We start from the raw sequence: 15,688 nt of genomic DNA, 5'->3' as shown, positions 1-15,688 counted from the left end.
GGGGGCCATTTCCGCGCGGCTGTTGTCCGGCGGGCTTTGCGCTGGGCCCGGGGGGGCAAGGGCCTCGGCCCGTTTGCCGCCTGCGTGTGGGGGGGGGGGGGGGGGGGGGCCCCCCCCCCGCGGGTGGGTGGTCAGTTCCAGGTGTAGGCGTCGAAGTTGCGGCTGAAGTCCCAGTTGTTGAAGCGGTCCCAGTTGATGGACCAGGTCATCAGGCCGCGCAGGGACGACCAGGTGCCGTGGGTCTGGTAGGTGCCGCAGTTCTGCTTCTTGGTGAGACAGTCCAGGGCCTTGTTGACCTCGGCGGGGCTGGTGTGGCCGTTGCCGGCCTGGGTGGAGGCGGGGAGGCCGATGGCGACCTGGTCGGGGCGCAGGCCGGGGAAGAAGCGGTCGGTGTTGCCGGCGACGGGGAAGCCGGTGAGCAGCATGTCGGTCATGGCGATGTGGAAGTCGGCGCCGCCCATGGAGTGGTACTGGTTGTCCAGGCCCATGATGGAGCCGGAGTTGTAGTCCTGGACGTGCAGCAGGGTGAGGTCGTCGCGCAGTGCGTGGATGACCGGCAGGTAGGCGCCGGCGCGTGGGTCCTGGCCGCCCCAGGGGCCGGAGCCGTAGTACTGGTAGCCGAGTTGGACAAAGAAGGTCTCCGGGGCCATCGTCAGGACGAACTTGGTGCCGTACTTGGCTTTGAGGGTCTTGATGGCCTGGATGAGGTGGACGACGACCGGGGTGGTGGGGTTGCGGAAGTCGGTGTCGCCGGTCTGGAGCGAGAGCGAATGGCCTTCGAAGTCGATGTCGAGGCCGTCGAGCCCGTATTCGTCGATGATCTTCGAGACGGAGGAGACGAAGGTGTCGCGGGCGGCCGGGGTGGTGAGCTGGACCTGGCCGTTCTGGCCGCCGATGGAGATGAGGACCTTCTTGCCGGCGGCCTGCTTGGCCTTGATGGCGGCCTTGAAGTCGGCGGGTGACTCGACGCCGGGGCACTCGGTGGCCGGGCAGAGGCTGAAGCGGATGTCGCCGGAGGTGGCCGAGGTGGGCTCGCCGAAGGCGAGGTTGATGACGTCCCAGGAGTCGGGTACGTCGGCCATGCGGGTGTAGCCGGAGCCGTTGGCGAAGCTGGCGTGGAGGTAGCCGACGAGGGCGCGGGCGGGCAGTTCGCCGCCTGTCCCGCCGCCTGTGCCGCCCGTGGCGGCCGTGGTGGCGGCCACGGGCGTGGATTTCGGGGACTCGCCCGCGCCGTTGGCTGCCGAGATCTGGAAGGTGTACGCGGTGTTCGGGCTGAGGTTGGTGGCGGTGTAGGAGGTGCCGGTGGTGGTGCCGAGCAGGCTTCCGCTGCGGTAGACCTTGTATGAGGTGGCTCCCGCGACGGCGGGCCAGCTGAGGGGCACCGAGGTGGTGGTCGGGGTGCCGGCGGTGAGGCCGGTCGGGGTGGCGGGGATCTCGACAGGGTTGCCGCCGGGCCCGAGGAGGGAAAGGTCGTCGGCCTGGTAGGCGCCGGTGCCGTACCAGCCGTGGGTGTAGAGGGTGAGAGAGGTGGTGTTCGCGCCGGTGGTGAAGGTCTTGGTGAGCTTTTGCCAGTCGGGGGCGGACTGGGTCCACGCGTAGCCGTCGGTGGTGCCGGTACCGGTGACACCGAGGTAGACGTAGGCGCCGCGGACCCAGCCGCTCAGTGTGTAGGTGGCGTTCGGTTTCACGGTGATGGTCTGGGAGCACTTGGCGTTGTCGTTGCCGGCCGGGGTGGCCTGCAGGGCCTTCGTGCCGCTGTGCACGGGGGCGGTGACGGTGATGCCGCTGCCGGCCGTGCAGGTCCAGCCGTCCAGGCCGGCCTCGAAACCGCCGTTGCGGGCGAGCTCGGAATCGGCGGCCTGGGCAGTGGGGGCGAGGGCTGTGAGTCCGCCGGCGGCGAGCGCGGCCGCCAGCAGCAGGGTGAGGGGTCTGGTGCGGTCCACGGGTGCCTCCGAGGGCGGGGGACGGGGGTTGGAGGGTGGGGCGCGCCACAGCATGGTCCAGACCAATTGAGTGGTCAAGACCTTTGCCCGGACAGGGCGGGCCGGGGGCGGAGAGCCCTGTGCGTTCCGCAGGCTGCCCGGAACCACGCCCTCCCCGTCCGCACCCACCGCACCCACGTCAGCCAGCCGCCGAACAGGGCCGCGAGGGGAGGTGGCGTACCGGCACCGGTGTGCTCTGTGCAAGGTGCCGGCCGCTGGCGGCCGGCTGCCCAAGAGGGCCTGCCACCAGCGGCGGCGCGGGGCCGCGTGTCGTCCAGCACCCGCAGCAGCTACCACGCGGCCGCCGGACGCCCCCGGGCACCGCGCCCGCCTCGGCGTTGCCCGGGAAGAGCCCGACGCGCCTGTCTACGGCTGCCGCCGCGACCGCCCCGCCCTGGCCGGTGTACGGCACCGGTCGGCGAGGACAAGGATCACGCCCGTGCGTCGCGCTTGGGCAGGAGTTCGCGAGCCGCCCGGGCACAGTGCGCCTGGGCGGCCGGAACCCCTCGGCCGGAGTGGTCCACCTCGTTCGTCGTAGCCCTCGCTGCGGGGTCGGCAAGGGCTCTAGGGGGCGGTGGCTTCTTCCCGCGTGTCGAAGGTTTCGCGTGCGTGCTCGATGGCGGGCAGGTTCTGCGAGGCCCAGGCCAGCAGCACGTCGATGGGGTGCCGAAGCGACTTGCCGAGACGGGTGATCCGGTACCGGACCGCAACGGGCCGGGTGGAGACGACCTCGCGCTCGATCACGCCGTTGCGTTCGAGTCGCCGAAGTGTCGCGGTCAGCGACTTCTGCGTGACCTGAGGGATGGCGCGGCGCAGTTCGTTGAAACGGCACGGGCGTTCGCAGAGTTCGTTGAGGACGCTGAGCGACCACTTGTCGAGGATCTGGTCGAGCAGTTCGCGATGCGGTGCGTCGATGCGGACCTCGTCGGCGGTATCCATGGAGAAACCTGGTCTCGTTGAAGTGTCCTTCTTCCACTAAGTAGCTTACAGATACCTACTTCTGGAGGAGCGAGCCATGACTGTTCGACACTTCACCCCGCACGGCATGCTGCAGCCGGCCCCGTACCACCACGTCGCCGTGGGCACCGGGACCAGGCACGTCCACGTCAGCGGCCAGGTCGCACGCCGGGCCGACGGGACACCGGTCGCACCAGGCGATCTGGCCGGCCAGGTCGCCCAGGCGCTGCGCAACACCTCCATCGGCCTGGCAGGGGCGGGAGCGTCGTTCGCGGACGTACTGCGTCTGACGTTCTACGTGACCGGGTGGAGCCCGGGGAAGATCACCGCGTTCATGGCAGGCGTCGAATCTGTCGCCGACGAGATCGGACTGCAACTCCCGATGCCCCCGGCCTCCCTCATCGGTGTCGCCCACCTCTTCGAGCCGGACGTACTCGTCGAGGTCGAGGCAACCGCCCTTCTCGACTGACGTCCCGACGGCCACGGCAACGTTGCCGCAAAACCGGGTGGGGCGACGTTCGAGTGCCGTGCTCGCCCAACGGGTCGGACCGGACACGGCTGCACGGCGCGGATTGCGGCCGTCCGCCGACACCCCCGGCGATCTCCCGCCCCGACCGGACATCTGTCCGATGCGGTAGCCGGTCGGAAGGTGCGGGTGGCGGCCCGCGAAGGTGACGCGGGCGGAAGACGACCGCCCCGCGCGGCTTCAACCCACCGGCCCACTGGCGCCGCCCCGCGCGTCCGGCCGCCGGCGGCGGGCCCAGCCATCAGCAGGCGGACCGCACCTGCACACCGGCCTACTGGCGGGCCGCATGGGCGTACCACCCCGGGAACCCGGCCCGGAGAAGGGGGAACCACGGCCTGCGTTGCGCAACGGCGGCACCTGCTCGGCGCTCGGGCCGTCCTGACCGTGATCGGTGTGTCCCCCCTGTCGCAGTCGGCGGTCCGACATCGGCACCCGCGATCACCTCCGCCTCTCCCCACGGCGTCCGATCGCGGCTGCATCAGGCACGAGGAGCAGCTTGCCGGTGGTACGCCGGGCCTCCAGATCACTGTGGGCCTGCGCGGCCTCGGACAACACGTAGCGGCCCGTCACGGCGACCTCCAGCGCCTTGGAACGCACCCAATCGAACACATCGGCGGCCCGTCGGAGCAGTTCGGACCGATCGGCGATGAAATCCCCGAGGCTGGGCCGGATCAGGGTCAGCGAGCCGCCCTGGGCGAGCCGCATCGGATCGAACGGCGCCACGGCACCACTTGCCGCACCGAAGAGCACGAGATGCCCACGGGGTCGCAGACTCGCGAGGCTCGCATCGAAGGTGTGCGCGCCGACCCCGTCGAAGACCACCGGCAGTCCCTGACCGCTGTTGAGCCGCCTCACCTCGGCAGCGAGATCGTCGACCGCGGAGGAAAGGATCACCTCAGCGGCCCCGGCACGCTTCGCCAGCTCGGCCTTCGCCGTGGTCGACGTCGTGCCGATCACCCTGCCACCGAGATGGGTGACGAGCTGGGTCAGAAGCAGCCCCATGCCACCGGCGGCCGCATGCACGAGCACCGTCTCGCCCTTCTGCACCGGGTAGGCGTCCTTGACGAGATAGTGCGCGGTCATGCCTTGGAGGAGCACGGCGGCGGCAGTCTCGAAGCCGATATCGTCGGGCAGCGGCACCAGCCGGGAGGAGTCCACGACGGCCCGCTCGGCATACGTGCCGGGTATCTCCACCCAACCGACCCGGTCCCCGACCGCCACGCCGGCGACGCCGGGCCCAACCTCGACGACCGTTCCGGCGCCCTCAGCGCCTGGAGTGAACGGCAACGGGAGGCTGTACCGCCCTTCACGGTGGTAGACGTCGAGGAAGTTGACCCCGGACGCGGCAACCTCCACAACCGCCTCGCCCGGACCCGGCCGCGGTTGGTCCACCTCGGCCTCCCGCAGCACCTCGGGACCACCCACCTCGGACACCTGAATCGCTCTCATGCCCCCACCAACACCGCTGACCGAGATCTGAATTCCCAACAAGCACACCAGCCCACCGCACCGCCCCGCAGCCACCCCCAACCACCTGCCGACACCCGATCCGGGTGTCCGTCATGGTGGGGGAGGTAGCCGGGTCGGGGGTGTGAAGAAGACGGTGTGAGCATGCGCGCCGATGATCAGCCCATGCCCAGAAGGCCTCACAAAGCGAGCAGCTTACGGTCGGCGGTCAGGAGGTGCCGGTGACCGTCGAACTGAGCGGATGACTGGCAAGCCTGCGCCGGAAAGACCGGACAAATGGGCCGGTCGAGAAGCAGCTCGAGCACTCGCCGCTCCGGGGGTGAAGTGGGCTCGCACCACGGCGTCGCCGGCCGCCTCCGCCGGGCAGCCCGGCACCTGGCTGGCCACTGGCCGCACCCTTCAGCGTCCGCCCTCAATGGGCCTGGGGCTGCGTCGACGAAGAGCGATCACCCCGATGCTCACGCCACACAGTTCTGAGGGCCTCCAGTTGTGTGCGAGGGAAGTGCTCACCCCACGTACTGCGGTAGGCGCTCTCGCCGTGCTCCCACACGACCTGGTCGAAGCATCGGATCACTGCTCGCGCGACGACGTCGACGTCCTGCCGGCTGGACCAGATCTCGGTCCCCCTGTTGTCCTGGTCGCTGCCGCGGGCCAGTTGCAGCAGGCGGATCCGCACGGTGGTGCCGTCGCGGTGGAAGATCCAGCGGAAGGCGGTGGGTTCGGCGTCGAACTGTGCCCGGCACTCGCTCTGGCCGGCCAGCAGACGTGCCACCGCCGTCAAGAGATCTTCAGGAGCGGTGGTGATGTACGAGGCCATGACTACGGCTTCACCCTGGTCGTCGCTGACCGTGCAATCCGCCCACCCCTGTCCGGACAGGTTCCAAGTCAGACGCAGTTGGCTCATCCTCGTTCTCCCCCCAGTCACGGGTTGCCCCTGTCGAGCTTGGAGGGCAGCGGCTGCCGCTCGAGGAGGCGAAGATTGTCGCGAAGTGGTGCGGTGTCAGGACGGTCCTCCCCTGCTCAGTCCGTGCGGTCCGCGGGGCGTGGGAGTGTCGGGGAGCAGGCCGCCGTGCTGCCGGGCAGCCGGGAGCGGTTGTTCGCCACCCACCGGTACACGAGGTGGGCGACCCACCGTACCGGGGGCAGCATGAGCAGTGCTCCCAGCACCGGCCAGGCGCCTCGTGCGCTCAGGAGGAGTTTGGCGACGGTTTGGGAGCCGCCGTACACGGTGCCCGTCGGGGTCACCCACAGGGCTTCGTGCTCGGCGCGTTCCTGGGTGACCCCGAGCGCGTCCAGATCTGCGGACTGCCGCGGTGTCGTGGTGCACCGGGGGTGGAGCAGTCGCTCGGCGAGGCGTACCGAGGCGCTGCAGAAACCGCAGTCTGCGTCGTAGACCAGCACAGGCCGGCTCCGCACGGGTTCCTCACCTCTCATGCTGCCGCGGTCACTGTGAAGCTGACATGCCGACGCTACCTCGGATACGCCGCTGCGGGCCCTCGGACACAGCGGCTGCACGTACCGAGGCGATTCGGGGGGCCGGCGGGGCAGATGGATGGTGTCCTGGAGGAGATCGAGGCCGACGGTGCCGGAAGAGTCCCGTTCACGTCTCGTGTCGCGTCGGTCGAGTCGGTGGTGCACGACGGTGTGGAGTGGCGGGAGAGGGTGTCGTTCTCGCTCGGGAGTGAGGCAGGTCGGGGGCTTGGGTGGTTCGCTGTCGCCGGACCCCGGCGACCCCCGGTGGGACAGCGAACCAGCAGCGGGTTTCGGTCGGTCGGCGGCCTGGGGTGGGGCCCGGCGGGTGGCCGAGGGAACAGTCGGCTCGGGCGGTCAGGCGCGTACGGGATCGATCCTCATGTCGCCCGCGGATCCGGCACCGCCGCGTCTCGGGGGTGAGGCGTCGCCGTCGCCGGTCGCCTGCGGTCCGCTTCCCCCGACCAGCATCCGGTAGCCGCCGGGCGGCACTCCCTCGCGCCTGCGGAAGGCGCGGCTGAACTCCGAGGAGCGCGGGAAGCCCCAGCGGGCTCCGATCGCGTGCACCGGGACCGAGTGGAGTGCCGGGTCCGCCAGGTCGCGGCGGCAGCGTGCGAGGCGGCGTTCGAGGATGAAGGTCGACGGTGTGGTGCCCTGGTCCTGGAAGACCAGTTGCAGGTAGCGCACTGAGATGCCCAGTGCTCGCGCCACCGCGGCCGGAGAGAGCGACGGGTCGGCGAGGTGCCGCTCCACCAGCGCGGCGCACTTCATGAAGAGCACCCTGCGCTGCGAATCCGGCGCCAGCCGGGCGTCCGTGTCGGTGAAGTGACCCAGCACCGCGCCGGCCAGGTCCACCGCGCTCTGGCCCGTGCGGGTCACGTCGTGGGGAGAGAGGGAGGTGTACTCGTCCACCAGGCCGCGGAGCAGGCCCGCGAGGACCTTTCCCAGTCCGGAGGTCACGGGCAGCGGCACCGCCAGCAGGTCCTTCAGCCGGGAGCGCGGAAGCCGGACGAGCTGATGGGGAAGGCGCAGTATCAGCGCACCCGAGAGGCTGGACGTGACGGCGGTGCGGGCCGTGAACGGCAGGGAGGAGTCGCACAGCACCATCTCGCCGGGCCTCACCTGGGCCTGTCTGCGCTGCTGCTCGACGCCTTGGCCGCCATGGGTGACCAGGACCAGCTCGTACACCTCCGGATCGTCGCGCCGGATCAAGCGGCGGCAACGCCCCACCGTCATCGCGCTGTAGGTGGCCTCGGTCAGCTCCCCGCAGCCCAGCGGCATGGAGGCCAGGCGGCCCCGGTGGTCCTCGGGGTCGAGGAAGCGGCAGGTCACCGGAAGCACGGTCCGGCTGACGGCCTCCTCCCACGCGTCCGCCCGTTCAGGGCATGGCAAAGCCTCGAGATCGAACTTGGTGCGCACAACGTCCCCCCTGTGGTCCCCCGATTGCGATGCACCCCACGCCTTGCGCTGTCCCGCCATTACATCCGTATGACGCGCGTCAGGGAAACAACGGTTCGCCCTCCGCCAATCACTGTGCGCCGACGGCACATGCGTCACGTCCGTCGCGCCCAGCAGAGTGGCCTCGCTCGCCCAGCCGGTCTGCCCGGGGGTCACTCACCGGGGCCGGAGATCCGGCGGGGCGGCGACCCATCCGTCACACCACAGGAGACAGACATGAGCCTGAGCCTGCGCAAGAAGCTGGCGTTCGGCGCCGCCACGGCCGCACTGGCGGCCTCCGCGGGAATGCTCACCGCCGCCCCTGCCTCGGCCGGCCCGAACTGTGCGTCCGGGTACCACTGCATCTTCTACCTGGGCATCAACAACTCCGCGCGCCACTCGTACTACAACTCCGACAGCAACTTCGCGGGCGACACGTTCAACCAGCTCACCACCCGCGCGGGCGCCGGTCTCAGCGCGAACAACAACACGGTGTCCGCGAGCAACTCCTCCAGCTCCGGTCTGGAGAGCCACTACTACAACGGCACCGGCTACAGCGGCTTCGTGTTCTGCGTGAACCCGGGTTCGTACGTGGACTACCTGCCCACCGCCCACCAGAACCAGGCCAGCTCGCTCCAGCTGCGGGGCACCACGACCATCTCCTGCTACTGACGGTCGGCTGCCCGGCGGGAGCGGCGGTGGCGGGGCCGACAGGCCGCCGCCGCTCCCGCCGGGCGTGTGCCGCCGCACGGCCCCGATTCATCCGCACGACCGGACCCGCACGTCGTCAGCACGCCCGGAGGACGCCTCATGCCACCGACGAGTTCACCCACCGGACCGTCCGACCAGCAGCCGCCGGGCCCGCGTGCGCGGTCACGCCGTAAGGCCGGCGTCTTCCTCCTCGTGCTCACTCCGGTGGTGCTGGCGGCGACGATCGGCTGGAGCCTCGGTCACGACGAGGACGCCGGGGCGACGCGTCCCGCGGACTCCGCCGAGCTGACCGCGCTGCGGAACTCCCTGCCGCTGCAGGCGTTGCTGAACTCCTCCCCCGACGCGGCCCGCAAGGCCCATCGCGCGGAGCAGTCGCTGATCGCCGCCTGCATGACCGATCGGGGTGTCCGGTACGACAAGGCTCCCGACCCGGCGCCGGCCGGTTCGGAGACGGCCGGCACCACCCAGCTGCACTTCGGCATCGAGTCCGTCGGCCCCTCCGACGGGGAGGCTGCGGCGGGCTCGCAGCGTCCCCCGGCCGAGCGCCGGCGTGGCAAGGCCTTCGACCTGGCCCTGTACGGCGACCCGGGGAAGCGGATCTCCGCCAAGAACAGGGCCATCCGCGTCACGCGCCCGGCCACCGGCTGCCTCGCCGAGGCCCAGACCCGTCTCCTCGGCGGCAAGGACGCCCGCCGACGCGACCTCGACCTCCGCCTCGTCCTCGACCAGGGCGAACGTGACGCGTCGGCGGCGCTGGCCGACGATCCCAGCCTCCGCACCGCCGACGCGGACTGGAGCACGTGCATGGCCGACCGGGGCGTCAAGGCCGCCACCCCGGCGCGGTTCGCGCAGGGGCTCCCCGAGGGCACCGATCTCGCCACGGATCCGTCGGTCGCCGCCGACCTCGACTGCAAGCGGCGCACCGACTATCTGGAGCGCGCCTACGGCCGTCTGGCCGCGCTCCAGCGGAACTGGCTCGACCGGCATGTCGAGGACGCGGACGCCTGGCGTTCCCTTCGCGTCCGGGAGGCGAAGGAGGCCGAGCAGGTGCTGGGGAGCCGCGCGGGTTAGGTCGTCCCGCCCGGGGGCGAAGTCAGCTTCCCGCGGCGGTGGGGGTCGAGGTGCGGGCGAACCACGCCCGCGTCTCGTCGGCGGAGAGGACGGCGGTCAGTTCGGCCGTGCCCGGGAGGGCGGGGAAGAACCGGTCGGCGTTCCAACTGCGCCTGTACGAGGGCTCGTCGAGGACGAGGAGGCGGCTTCCGTCCACCACGGGTATGTCGGTGGGCAGGCCTTCGTTCCAGATCCGCTCGCCGTCAGGGGCGAGGAGCTCGAAGGCGCCGGTCGCGACGGTGTCGGTGATTCCCTGGGCGGGCGCCGGATCCGTGGCCAGGCGGACGCTCGTGGCGGACGGCGCGGTGCCGGGCACGTGGCCGCCGCCGATGAGCACGTGGGCGAGCAGGGTGTGCAGCTGGAAGTTGTCGCCGATGCCGCCGATGCGGACCGCGAAGCCCTTGCCGGTGGGCCGGTGCAGCACGATCAGCGGCTCGTCGTCCAGGACGGCCAGCGCGTAGTGCAGGCACTTGAGGTCGTGCCGCTGGAGCTCAGCGAGTTCGAGGCAGACGGAGAGCAGCGCGGGCGCGTACCGCCTGCGCACCTCCGCGTCGCGGAGCAGCACGGCCAGGGCGGGCGGCTGCCAGTTCTCGGCGGCGCACCAGGCGAGGGCCAGCCGCAGCGCCTCGTAGTGTTCGTCCTCGTCGTCCTTGCCGCCGCCGCTCCCGCGCACCCTGGCGAGGAGCGCGTCGTCGATGCTCTCCTCGTCGGGCGCCGGGAGTTCGTCGCCTGTCGCCCCGGCGGCGGTCCACCGCCGGGCGAACTCCAGGGCGTCGGCCAGGTCCTTGCGGACGGCGTCGAGTATCGGCTCCGCGCAGGCGAGCGGTTCGGCGCCGCGTTCCACGCAGAAGCCGGCGGCGTGCGCCAGGTAGGGGCGCGGCCCGACGGGCGGGAAGGCGGGCAGCAGCGCGGCCAACCGCGGGCCTGCGGCGGTGAGTTCGCTGGGCGTGGCCTGCTGCAGAGCGCCACCCATGACGGCGGCGAACACCTGCTCGGTGCGGGCCCCGTCACGGGCGCCGACGGCCTGCTCGAGCTCGGACACGAGTGCGCCGAGATCGGCGCCCTTCTTCTTCCTGTTGAAGATCACCGGCACACCTTAGAGGGATGGTCGGACATACGGTCGACCGCCCTGGTGTCCCTGCCCGGCCTGGGCGGAGGCGTCCGGTGACCGGGGGCGCCCCCTTTCACGCCGCGCGGTCAGGGTGCGGTGCGGAGGTGGAGGAGGTAGGTGGCGGTCAGGGCCACTGCGGGGTCCTGGTCGCGGGCGAGGGTGGTGAGGGCGCGGGACGCGGTCGGGCCGGGGATGGAGGCCAGGGCCTGGGTGAGGCGGCCGCGGGCGGGGGGTTCGGTGTCGGGGTGGGTGAGGCGGTCGACGAGGGCGGTCGCGATGGGGTCGGTGTGGCGGGGGTCGTCGGCCAGGCTGGTGAGGGCGTCGGCGGCGTCGATGTCGTTGCGTCCCGCTGTGATCAGGTCGAGGAGGGCGGGTACCGCGTCCGCCACGCCGCGTGTTCCGAGGGCCAGGGCCGCGCGGCTGCGGACCGCGGTGTCGGGGTGGGTGAGGGCGCCGCGCAGCAGGGTGGTGGCCATGTCGCCGGGCAGGGCGGCGAGGCACTGGGCGGCTCGTTCCCGCACGGCGGCCGTCGGGGAGGTCAGGCCCTCGGCGAGCAGGGGGGCGGCGCTGTCGCCCGAGCGGGCCAGGGCCCAGCGCAGGGCGCCGGCGACGTGGGGGTCCGTCTCGTGCAGGGCCGCCTCGACCAGTGCCTCGGTCGGGACGGTGGAGCCGGCGCCGGAGGCGAGGGCGGCGCGTTGGCGGGTGTGGGCGCTCTGGGAGCCGAGGGCCTGCAGGAGGGAGACGACCTGGAGGACGTCCTGCCAGTCGGCGGCGTCCGCGGCCTCGATCCGGCGCAGGCGGGTGAGCAGCTCGGTCTCGGCGGCGATGCGGTCGCGGGTGCGGCGGATGAGGTCGCCGACCAGGGCGGTGGGCCGGAAGGCGGGGTCGTCGAGGGCGCGCCCGATGTCGCGGAGGGGCAGGCCGAGGGAGCGCAGGCTCTCGATGTGGAAGATGCGCCGGATGTCCTCCTCGGAGTACTCGCGGTAGCCGGAGCTCGTGCGGGCCGAGGGCCGGACGAGGCCGAGGGACTCGTAGTGCCGGAGCATGCGGGCACTGACGCCGGATCTTTTCGAGACGTCACCGATCAGCACGGTGCTCATCGTCCGTCACGGGGGCGCCGGTGAGGGCGTTGACGCGCTTGGCCTCCTCGATCGCCGAGGCGAAACCGGCGTCGGGGTCGTGCAGCAGTCGTTGTGCGGCGAGCGCGTGTGCCCGGACGTGGGGGGCGTCGGCGGACGTCGCGGTGTGCAGGACCGGTACGGCCGCGTCGCCCAGGGCGGTCAGGGCCTGGCTGAGGCTGAGCCGGGTGGCGTGTCCGCCGCGGCCGAGTTGGGTGGCCAGCGCGGTGGCCAGGTGGGGCTCCTCCCCCGGGGGCACGAGGACGACGGCTGCGCGCCACGCGCTGGTGGCGACCTCGTCGTCGGGGTCGCCCAGCAGGGTGCGGGTGATCGCGGGCCATGCCTGCCGGTCGCCGATCTTGGAGAGGGTGTGCAGGGCCTGACTGCGGGCCTGCGGGCGCTCGGAGCCGACCTCGCGGAGCAGGGCGGGGAGGGTCAGGTGCGCCGGGTGGCGGGTGAGCGCCCAGGTGAGCATGTCGCGGACGAAGAACTCGGGCTCGACGGCGCACCGCTCGACCAGGGCGTCGACGGTGCGGGGGTCGGGGGTCGTGCCGATCGTCAGGGCGGCCCGGAGCCGGACGGAGGCGCGGTGGTCCGCCAGTGCGCGGAGCGCACCGGTCGCGTGCGGGTCGTGGTCTGTCGTGGTCATGGGGACCAGCTCCTCGGGGGCGGGAAGGGACGGGGGCGGGGCAGGGGCGTCGCGGGGCTCCTCGGGACAGTGAAGGGCTTGTCAGCGTGTCAAGGTCAAGCGGTGCGGGGCGAGGGAGGGGCGAGCCGGCGCCGGTGGCGGGGGTTGGTGTGAAAGGTGGGGGGTGTGGGCGCGTGATGCCGCCGGGGGGTGGGGGGCGGAGGGAGACTGGGCCGGTGATCTGGAATTCGCGACGTCGTCCGATCGCCTCGCAAGGGAGGCGCGAGCCCTTGCTGACGCGCTTCGACCGGGCGGCGTGGGTGATTCCCACCAGCGCTCTGGTCGTCATCGTCGTCGTCGGTGAGCTCGGCCCGTCCATCCGCATCGTGAACTGGCTGCTGATGGTGCCGCTGCTGGCGGCGGGGGTCTGCTCACCTGTCGTCACCCTGATGTTCGGGGTGTTCGTGGTGGTGCTCAACCGCTACATCGACGTCACCCATCCCGATGTGGTCATCCGGACGGAGGACTTCGTCCTGGAGATCACGGCGTCGTTGCTGGCGCTGCTGATCGCGGTGCTCAGATCGCAGGCCCACGCCTACGTGCGACATCTGCAGAGCTCCGCGGAGGCCACCCGGGAGGTCGTCCTGCGCCCCATTCCGCCCGACTGGGGCGGGGTGGAGTCCGCGGCCCGCTACCGGGCGGCGGACGTCGAGGCCCGGGTCGGCGGCGACTTCTACGACGTGCTGGCCACCCCGTTCGGGGCTCGTGTGTTGCTGGGCGACGTGCAGGGCAAGGGTTTGCCGGCGGTGTCGACGGCCGGTGCGGTCACGGGCGCCTTCCGCGAGGCCGGCTACTACGAGCGGGACCTGGACGTCGTCGCGCAGCGCATGGAGAACGGGTTGTGGCGGCACAACCTGCTGCGGCAGGCCGTCGGCGACGAGGGCGAGCGGTTCGCGACCGCCGTCGTCCTCGCCTTCCCGGACACGGAACCGAACACGGTCGAGGTGGTCAACTTCGGGCATGACGGGCCCTATGTGATCGGCCCGCGCGGTGTGCGGCAGCTGCCGCAGCAGGAGGGCGCCCCGGTCGGCATGGCCGGACTGGTCGGCGGCACCCCCGCCGTCCGCCGGCTGCCGCTGGAGCCGCAGGAGACGGTGCTGCTGGTCACCGACGGTGTGACCGAGGCGCGCAACGGGGCCGGCGAGTTCTTCCCCCTGCGGTCCTGGCTGGAGGGCCTAGCCGCCCGGCGTCCGGAGGGTGTCGCTCCCGCCGACCTCCTCGGACTGCTGCTCGACGCCCTGAGTGAGCACACCCACGGTCATGTCACCGACGACGTCGCCCTCCTGGCCGTGCGCCAGCGGTCCCTGGCGGATCTCATGCCCGGTGGCAGTCACGTCGCCTGAGGCCCGGCGGCCGGCCGGTGCGCCGGCGGCTCAGACGTGCCGCATCCACACGTTCGGCTCCTGGTAGAGGCCTTGGTCCGCCGACCGGTCGACGTGCAGCGGAGCGAGGCCGTCGGGGATGACGTACGCGCCGGAGGCGGGGAAGGCCATGCCGGTCCAGGCTTCCCAGTCCGCGACCGTGCCGGTCATCGTCTGGGAGACCTCCGCCGGCTGGAGGACGACGGCGCCCAGGCGCTGGTGCGTGCGGATCCACGGGTCCAGGGCCAGGCCGTCCTCGCGGGACCACGTGACGAAGGTTCCGATCGGGGTGAGCGGATAGCGGGCCTTGAGCGTCGGTCGGACCGGGGCGATCACCCTGGTCAGGCCCGCCTCCCCGGCCGCGGCGCGCAGTGCCGTCAGCACCTGTCCGGCGAGGCCCCGGCCCGTGAGGGAGGGGGCGACGATCGCGCCGCAGATCACCAGGGTGTCGGGCTCCTCCCCCGCCTCGTGCCCCTCGACGGCGCGCACCAGGGACCGCGAGTAGCCGCCGGGGAGGTCCTGTGGGCTCCCGTCCCAGCGCACGGGCACGCCCCAGCCGCAGGCGACGGGGACGTCCCTCTCGTCCACCAGCATCAGGTCGAAGGCGGGGAAGAACTCCCGGACCCTGCCGATGTACTGCTTCACCAGGTGGTCCGCGGTGATGAACTGCGGGAATCCCTCACTGAACAGCTCCCGCAGGTGATCGTCCTGCCAGGAGCGCGCGTCCGCCCGTACGGCCTTCAAGATCATTCGATGTGTTTAGCACATCGGTGGGGAGCCGGGCGACGAGTTTCGGTGTCCGGGGCGGTCCTCCTTCCGTCGCCGCGGCCGCGGTCGACCGGTTCTCCCGGAAGGAGCACGGTGATGACCACCGTCCGCACACTCGACGTCCCCGGCGCACGCCTGCGCTACGAGGTCCGCGGCAGCGGGCCGCTGCTGCTGGTGATGGGTTCGCCCATGGACGCGGCGGCCTTCGCGCCGCTGGCCGACGCCCTGGCGGGCGACCACACGGTGGTCACCCACGATCCGCGAGGCATCTCCGGCAGCGCCCTCGACGACCCCGCCCAGGACTCCACGCCGCAGCTGCGGGCGGACGACGTGGCCGCGCTCCTGGACGCGCTCGGGGCGCCGGACGCGGACGTCTTCGGCAGCAGCGGCGGCGCGGTCACGGGGCTCGCCCTGGCCGAGCGGCATCCCAAGCGGGTGCGCACGCTCGTCGCCCACGAGCCTCCCCTGCTCGAGCTGCATCCGCAGGCCGAGGCGCAGCGGGCGGCGACCGACGACATCGTCGACACGTTCCACGAGCACGGTGTGGGGGCGGCTTGGAGGAAGTTCATGGTCACCGCCGGTTTCGACGTCGGCGGTGAGGGCGACGGGGCGCCGGGTCCGCGGCAGCAGCCCTCGGAGCAGGACCTCGCCAACAGTGCCCGTTTCTTCGCGCACGAGCTGCGTCACACCACCCGCTACCTGCCCGACGTCGCCGCGCTGAGGGCCGGCGGGGCCGGCGTGGTGGTCGGTGTCGGCGCCGGCTCACGGGGCCTGAGCACGTACCCCGTCTCCCTCGCGCTGGCCCGGCTTCTGGACACCGCGCCGGTCGAGTTCCCCGGTGACCACGGGGGCTTCCTCGCCCGGCCCGCGGAGTTCGCCGAGACCTTGCGCAAGACGCTGGCAGCACAGGGGCGGGAGCCGGGTCGGTAGGCCCTGCAGCGCGCCGCGCCCCGCCCGGAGGTGCTCCCTGTCTCTTATACAC

At 72.0% G+C, this 15,688-nt stretch carries 15 protein-coding genes; 5 read left to right on the top strand and 10 right to left on the bottom strand.

Annotation, left to right across the window (positions count from 1 at the left end; genetic code table 11):
* Positions 1-131: 131 nt before the first annotated feature.
* Together ACFRAV_RS29445 and ACFRAV_RS29440 are read right to left on the bottom strand one after the other, a co-directional pair.
* The gene (locus ACFRAV_RS29445) at positions 132-1,943 is read right to left on the bottom strand and encodes a chitinase (protein WP_382560070.1); all 1,812 of its coding nucleotides are present in this window, start codon (positions 1,941-1,943) and stop codon (positions 132-134) included.
* Between the two features lie 603 nt (positions 1,944-2,546).
* Complete coding sequence (locus tag ACFRAV_RS29440; protein ID WP_382560068.1) at positions 2,547-2,921, bottom strand: winged helix-turn-helix transcriptional regulator; 375 nt, start codon at positions 2,919-2,921, stop codon at positions 2,547-2,549.
* A 76-nt stretch (positions 2,922-2,997) separates the two neighbouring features.
* Between ACFRAV_RS29440 and ACFRAV_RS29435 the strand changes: the two genes are divergently transcribed.
* Positions 2,998-3,408 (top strand): Rid family hydrolase, encoded by a 411-nt coding sequence (locus ACFRAV_RS29435; protein ID WP_382560064.1) that lies wholly within the window; start codon positions 2,998-3,000, stop codon positions 3,406-3,408.
* A 495-nt stretch (positions 3,409-3,903) separates the two neighbouring features.
* Here ACFRAV_RS29435 and ACFRAV_RS29430 read toward each other — a convergent pair whose 3' ends face one another.
* The 4 genes from ACFRAV_RS29430 to ACFRAV_RS29415 form a co-directional block, all read right to left on the bottom strand.
* Positions 3,904-4,914, bottom strand: coding sequence for a quinone oxidoreductase family protein (locus tag ACFRAV_RS29430; protein WP_382560062.1), 1,011 nt, complete (start codon positions 4,912-4,914; stop codon positions 3,904-3,906).
* Positions 4,915-5,344: 430 nt separating this feature from the next.
* Entirely contained in the window at positions 5,345-5,836 is a 492-nt protein-coding gene (locus tag ACFRAV_RS29425; RefSeq protein WP_382560059.1) for a hypothetical protein, read from the bottom strand.
* 116 nt (positions 5,837-5,952) lie between these two features.
* Positions 5,953-6,348 carry a thiol-disulfide oxidoreductase DCC family protein gene (locus tag ACFRAV_RS29420; protein ID WP_382560056.1) on the bottom strand — a complete coding sequence of 132 codons (396 nt, stop codon included), beginning with the start codon at positions 6,346-6,348 and terminating at the stop codon, positions 5,953-5,955.
* Positions 6,349-6,759: 411 nt separating this feature from the next.
* The gene (locus ACFRAV_RS29415) at positions 6,760-7,881 is read right to left on the bottom strand and encodes a helix-turn-helix domain-containing protein (RefSeq protein WP_382560053.1); all 1,122 of its coding nucleotides are present in this window, start codon (positions 7,879-7,881) and stop codon (positions 6,760-6,762) included.
* Between the two features lie 195 nt (positions 7,882-8,076).
* On the opposite strand from ACFRAV_RS29415, the gene ACFRAV_RS29410 reads away from it, so the two are divergent.
* Entirely contained in the window at positions 8,077-8,511 is a 435-nt protein-coding gene (locus ACFRAV_RS29410) for a hypothetical protein (protein ID WP_382560051.1), read from the top strand.
* A 138-nt stretch (positions 8,512-8,649) separates the two neighbouring features.
* Positions 8,650-9,621 carry a hypothetical protein gene (locus ACFRAV_RS29405; protein WP_382560048.1) on the top strand — a complete coding sequence of 324 codons (972 nt, stop codon included), beginning with the start codon at positions 8,650-8,652 and terminating at the stop codon, positions 9,619-9,621.
* A 22-nt stretch (positions 9,622-9,643) separates the two neighbouring features.
* Here ACFRAV_RS29405 and ACFRAV_RS29400 read toward each other — a convergent pair whose 3' ends face one another.
* The 3 genes from ACFRAV_RS29400 to ACFRAV_RS29390 all read right to left on the bottom strand — a co-directional run bounded on the left by ACFRAV_RS29400 (position 9,644) and on the right by ACFRAV_RS29390 (position 12,538).
* Positions 9,644-10,747, bottom strand: a complete 1,104-nt coding sequence (locus ACFRAV_RS29400; RefSeq protein WP_382560045.1) for a hypothetical protein — start codon at positions 10,745-10,747, stop codon at positions 9,644-9,646.
* Between the two features lie 110 nt (positions 10,748-10,857).
* Positions 10,858-11,862, bottom strand: a complete 1,005-nt coding sequence (locus tag ACFRAV_RS29395) for a HEAT repeat domain-containing protein (protein ID WP_382560076.1) — start codon at positions 11,860-11,862, stop codon at positions 10,858-10,860.
* A complete protein-coding gene (locus ACFRAV_RS29390) occupies positions 11,849-12,538 on the bottom strand; it encodes a HEAT repeat domain-containing protein (protein WP_382560043.1) in 690 nt (229 codons plus the stop codon). Before ACFRAV_RS29390 ends, ACFRAV_RS29395 begins: the two co-directional genes overlap by 14 nt.
* Positions 12,539-12,807: 269 nt before the next feature.
* Here ACFRAV_RS29390 and ACFRAV_RS29385 point away from each other — a divergent pair, with 269 nt between their 5' ends.
* Positions 12,808-13,920 (top strand): PP2C family protein-serine/threonine phosphatase, encoded by a 1,113-nt coding sequence (locus tag ACFRAV_RS29385; protein WP_382560040.1) that lies wholly within the window; start codon positions 12,808-12,810, stop codon positions 13,918-13,920.
* Positions 13,921-13,950: 30 nt separating this feature from the next.
* Here ACFRAV_RS29385 and ACFRAV_RS29380 read toward each other — a convergent pair whose 3' ends face one another.
* Entirely contained in the window at positions 13,951-14,688 is a 738-nt protein-coding gene (locus ACFRAV_RS29380; protein WP_382560037.1) for a GNAT family N-acetyltransferase, read from the bottom strand.
* A gap of 114 nt (positions 14,689-14,802) precedes the next feature.
* Here ACFRAV_RS29380 and ACFRAV_RS29375 point away from each other — a divergent pair, with 114 nt between their 5' ends.
* The gene (locus ACFRAV_RS29375) at positions 14,803-15,636 is read left to right on the top strand and encodes an alpha/beta fold hydrolase (protein WP_382560035.1); all 834 of its coding nucleotides are present in this window, start codon (positions 14,803-14,805) and stop codon (positions 15,634-15,636) included.
* The last annotated feature ends 52 nt before the right edge of the window (positions 15,637-15,688 follow it).

The sequence above is a fragment of the Streptomyces sp. NPDC056600 genome (assembly GCF_042792855.1).
GTDB lineage: Bacteria > Actinomycetota > Actinomycetes > Streptomycetales > Streptomycetaceae > Streptomyces.
This window is presented reverse-complemented; position numbering and strand designations above follow the sequence as displayed.

Excerpts from the sequence above, each read along its gene's own strand:
- ACFRAV_RS29440 (WP_382560068.1), bottom strand. The coding sequence starts at position 2,921 with ATGGATACCGCCGACGAGGTCCGCATCGACGCACCGCATCGCGAACTG.
- ACFRAV_RS29415 (WP_382560053.1), bottom strand. The coding sequence starts at position 7,881 with ATGGCGGGACAGCGCAAGGCGTGGGGTGCATCGCAATCGGGGGACCAC.
- ACFRAV_RS29410 (WP_382560051.1), top strand. The coding sequence starts at position 8,077 with ATGAGCCTGAGCCTGCGCAAGAAGCTGGCGTTCGGCGCCGCCACGGCC.
- ACFRAV_RS29435 (WP_382560064.1), top strand. The coding sequence starts at position 2,998 with ATGACTGTTCGACACTTCACCCCGCACGGCATGCTGCAGCCGGCCCCG.
- ACFRAV_RS29405 (WP_382560048.1), top strand. The coding sequence starts at position 8,650 with ATGCCACCGACGAGTTCACCCACCGGACCGTCCGACCAGCAGCCGCCG.
- ACFRAV_RS29390 (WP_382560043.1), bottom strand. The coding sequence starts at position 12,538 with ATGACCACGACAGACCACGACCCGCACGCGACCGGTGCGCTCCGCGCA.
- ACFRAV_RS29380 (WP_382560037.1), bottom strand. The coding sequence starts at position 14,688 with ATGATCTTGAAGGCCGTACGGGCGGACGCGCGCTCCTGGCAGGACGAT.
- ACFRAV_RS29375 (WP_382560035.1), top strand. The coding sequence starts at position 14,803 with ATGACCACCGTCCGCACACTCGACGTCCCCGGCGCACGCCTGCGCTAC.
- ACFRAV_RS29425 (WP_382560059.1), bottom strand. The coding sequence starts at position 5,836 with ATGAGCCAACTGCGTCTGACTTGGAACCTGTCCGGACAGGGGTGGGCG.
- ACFRAV_RS29430 (WP_382560062.1), bottom strand. The coding sequence starts at position 4,914 with ATGAGAGCGATTCAGGTGTCCGAGGTGGGTGGTCCCGAGGTGCTGCGG.